4 protein-coding genes are annotated in these 3457 nt (G+C 33.9%); 2 read left to right on the forward strand and 2 right to left on the reverse strand.

What is annotated here, in order from left to right:
- Nucleotides 1-310 precede the first annotated feature (310 nt).
- Entirely contained in the window at nucleotides 311-841 is a 531-nt protein-coding gene (locus JR053_RS05125; protein WP_010402422.1) for a hypothetical protein, read from the reverse strand.
- A 135-nt stretch (nucleotides 842-976) separates the two neighbouring features.
- Between JR053_RS05125 and JR053_RS05130 the strand changes: the two genes are divergently transcribed.
- On the forward strand, nucleotides 977-1585 hold the full coding sequence (locus JR053_RS05130; RefSeq protein WP_010402419.1) for a superoxide dismutase: 609 nt from the start codon (nucleotides 977-979) through the stop codon (nucleotides 1583-1585).
- Between the two features lies 1 nt (nucleotide 1586).
- Nucleotides 1587-2861, forward strand: a complete 1275-nt coding sequence (locus JR053_RS05135) for a M16 family metallopeptidase (protein WP_010402417.1) — start codon at nucleotides 1587-1589, stop codon at nucleotides 2859-2861.
- Here the strand turns inward: JR053_RS05135 and JR053_RS05140 are convergent.
- On the reverse strand, nucleotides 2858-3175 hold the full coding sequence (locus tag JR053_RS05140; RefSeq protein WP_010402415.1) for a WD_0736 family protein: 318 nt from the start codon (nucleotides 3173-3175) through the stop codon (nucleotides 2858-2860). The two genes, JR053_RS05135 and JR053_RS05140, sit on opposite strands and share 4 nt — an antisense overlap.
- Nucleotides 3176-3457 lie beyond the last annotated feature (282 nt).

Consider the following 3457-nt stretch of genomic DNA (forward strand, 5'->3'; position numbering starts at 1 on the left):
AGTTCTAGCAATCCCAACTTTGGTTTTAGTATTTTTTCTTGTGTTGTATTCATATCTGACACTCCTTTCCTTTAAAACTTGTCTATATTTTTATCTTACTTTGTTTGCTTGTCAGATCAAGTCTAAACTATTACAAATAAATTGATAAAATGGAGGTTTGACACAGTTTATTTAACACTCCCCAACATTCTATCGGGATGCCAGTGTCAGCTACTTGCATGACATCCTCTTGCTTCTATAGGTGTCTTTATCTCGTCTACTTTATTTTGCCACACAGATACAATGGTTTCACATGCACTTGGTAGGCTATCTATTTTGACAAAGAAGGACTACCAACACCTTCACTTTTTGCATCACTAAATTTACTTGCCACTTTATCAATAGTCCAAACGAGTGGCGTAACAACGAGCGCAGCAGCCCAAATAACAGCACTAACAACATAACTCAAAACTGTGTTAACAAATTTAGATAATGCACTACTATGGTCCCATGTCTTACGTGACAACATGGATGAATAATCTATGAACGATTTTGTGTTACGCTTAAGATCAAAACTATCTACTACTTTCGCTAATCCTTTTGCCGGCCAGTATGACAAATACGCCAATGCTAGATATAAAGGTTGCAGAATTACACTAGCTAACGCAAAAGTAGTAGTCTGAATCATAGAAGGATTTTGGTAACTACCAAGAGCTACATTTTTCACTGGCCCAACAACACTGTTGATAAGGTAAACGGATTTATAGAAACTATTTTGTGGAATTTTGTTACACCCAACACTTTTGGTAGGAACATCTCCAAACTTAGCATATTTCTTAAAATTATCATATAAATTTAACATATTACCCCTCTAAAATAAAAACATAATTATCTTACTAATATCGCTTGTTTTAGAATAAATGCAATCACTACCTAACTAAATTATCTGTTGCGCAAAAGCACATATTACCATACCATCGAAAATAAAGAGGTCAGCATGAGTTTTACTTTACCTGAGTTGCCATATGATAAAGCAGCTTTAGAGCCTTATATATCTGTAAAGACATTAGATTTTCATTATGATAAGCACCATAAGGGATATTTAAATAAACTCAACGAACTGGTTGAAAACACAGATTATCAACATATGGAAATTGAGGAATTAGTAACGAAAGTTCATGGAAATAATAATACAGTTCCTATTTTTAACAATGCAGCACAAGTTTGGAATCACACTTTTTATTGGAATTCAATGAAAAAAAATGGTGGTGGTGAGCCTAAAGATGATGGTCTTCTAGCAAAAAAAATTCAAGATGATATTGGTGGCTTTGACAAATTTTGTGAAGAATTTTCAAATTATGGAGTAAGCCAATTTGGCAGTGGATGGGTGTGGTTAGTGCTTGAAAAAGGAAAACTCAAAATCACTAAAACTCCAAATGCGGATCTACCGCTAATTTATGGCCAGGTGCCACTACTTACTATGGATGTATGGGAGCATGCATACTATTTGGATTGCCAAAATCGCAGAATTGACTACATAAAAGTTTTTCTTGATCATTTGATCAATTGGGATTTTGTAGAAGAGAATTTAAAGAAGAATATATAAGATGAATATACCACAAGTAACAAAACTAGATAATGGTCTGCGCATAATAACTGAGCGAGTGCATGAAGTTGATTCCGTAGCTTTAAATATACGAGTTGGTGTTGGCAGTAGAGCTGAAAGTGCAAGTCAAAATGGAATATCTCATTTCCTAGAGCACATGGCTTTCAAAGGAACAAAGACAAGAACTGCTTTTGAAATTGCAAAAGCTTTTGACGACATAGGTGGAGCCTTCAATGCCTGCACCGGTAGAGAAAGCACCAGTTATTATGCAAAGGTTCTTAAAAAAGATATAAAAACTGGCATTGATATATTAATAGATATATTAATGAATTCTACATTTCCAGAGGATGAATTGGAACGCGAAAAGGGTGTTGTAATACAAGAGATTTTTCAAACTAATGATTCACCGAGCGATATCATTTTTGATAAGTATTTTGAAGCAGCTTTTAAAGATCAACCATTTGGTAGGTCAATCTTGGGTACGCAAGATACTGTCAAATCTTTTACTCGAGCTAATCTAGATAACTACATAAATGAGCATTACTTTGGCGAGAACATTATATTTGCTGTTGCAGGAAATGTTGAACATGAGGAGGTTGTTCAATTAATCAAAGACTTTCTCTCAAAGATTCATTCAAAAGAGCTGAAAAAAAGCGAGAATGCAAGTTATACCGGTGGTGAGTATTTAGAACATCGTAAATTAGATCAAGTACATTTATTAATTGGTCTACCTAGTGTTTCTCGTGATGATAATAGATATCACACATTCAAAGTTCTTGATGCCATACTGGGAAGTGGCATGTCATCACGCCTGTTTCAGGAAGTAAGAGAAAAGCAGGGGCTTGCTTATTCCATTTACTCATTCAACTCTAGCTATGCTGATACAGGAATGCTTTCGATTTTTGCTGGTACAGATAGCAGTAATCTAGATAAGCTTTTGAAAGCTATAACGACAGAGTTGAAGAAATTGTCTACAGATGATTTAAAGGAAGAAGAAGTAAATAGAGTAAAAGAACGAGTAAAATCTCAAATTTTAATGTCACGCGAAAGTGTTAGCTCGCGTGCTGAAACGTTAGGACACTACTACGGTAACTATAATAAATACATCAGTAAAAACGAATTAATAGAAAAAATTAGTGCTGTTACTATTTACGATATAAAAAAAGCAGCAGAAGAATTGCTATCTCAGCATGAAAGAATTACTTTAGCTGCGATTGGAGAAATTAATTCATTGCCAAGTTACGATAAAGTGGTTTCTATGCTTAGTGTACTTTAATTATGTTGCTTATGCTCACTAAAAAGTTCAATGAATGGTTGCAAAATCCTTTCTATAAAAAGTTTGCTTTCTGGTTCATCGCATATACCACTAATCATTTTATTGAAAGTTTTTTCGCTGTTTTGTAAAAATAAATAGCTTTCTACTGATTGCACAATAGACAAGGCAGTTAAAATTCCTCCTATCACTAAACAAGAAGCTATAGCAGGTACGGTACCCACTGCAATTCCAGTTGCGATTAATGATAAACCAGCTAAGAGTGTAAAGGCTGAAACGCAAAACGCTATTTGATGTTTTTCTTTATTTTTAACCATAAATGCCTCACAAAAATTATATTTCTAGTATATCCGTATATATAATGTACTGTCAAGTTTTTAAAGAAGATTAAAAAATGCAACGCACATGTGCAAAATATGAACTAGGTATATAATTCACAATGCAGCGGTATTTCACTAATCTGTAATAGTTTAGACTTGATCTGACAAGCAAACAAAGTAAGATAAAAATATAGACAAGTTTTAAAGGAGTGTCAGATATGAATACAACACAAGAAAAAATACTAAAACCAAAGTTGGGATTGCTAGAACTTGCAAAGC

The sequence above is a fragment of the Wolbachia endosymbiont of Nasonia vitripennis genome (assembly GCF_048054115.1).
GTDB lineage: Bacteria > Pseudomonadota > Alphaproteobacteria > Rickettsiales > Anaplasmataceae > Wolbachia.

What these genes read in the sequence shown, in the direction of transcription:
- JR053_RS05140 (WP_010402415.1), bottom strand. Translation starts at nt 3,175, where the DNA reads ATGGTTAAAAATAAAGAAAAACATCAAATAGCGTTTTGCGTTTCAGCC.
- JR053_RS05125 (WP_010402422.1), bottom strand. Translation starts at nt 841, where the DNA reads ATGTTAAATTTATATGATAATTTTAAGAAATATGCTAAGTTTGGAGAT.
- JR053_RS05135 (WP_010402417.1), top strand. Translation starts at nt 1,587, where the DNA reads ATGAATATACCACAAGTAACAAAACTAGATAATGGTCTGCGCATAATA.
- JR053_RS05130 (WP_010402419.1), top strand. Translation starts at nt 977, where the DNA reads ATGAGTTTTACTTTACCTGAGTTGCCATATGATAAAGCAGCTTTAGAG.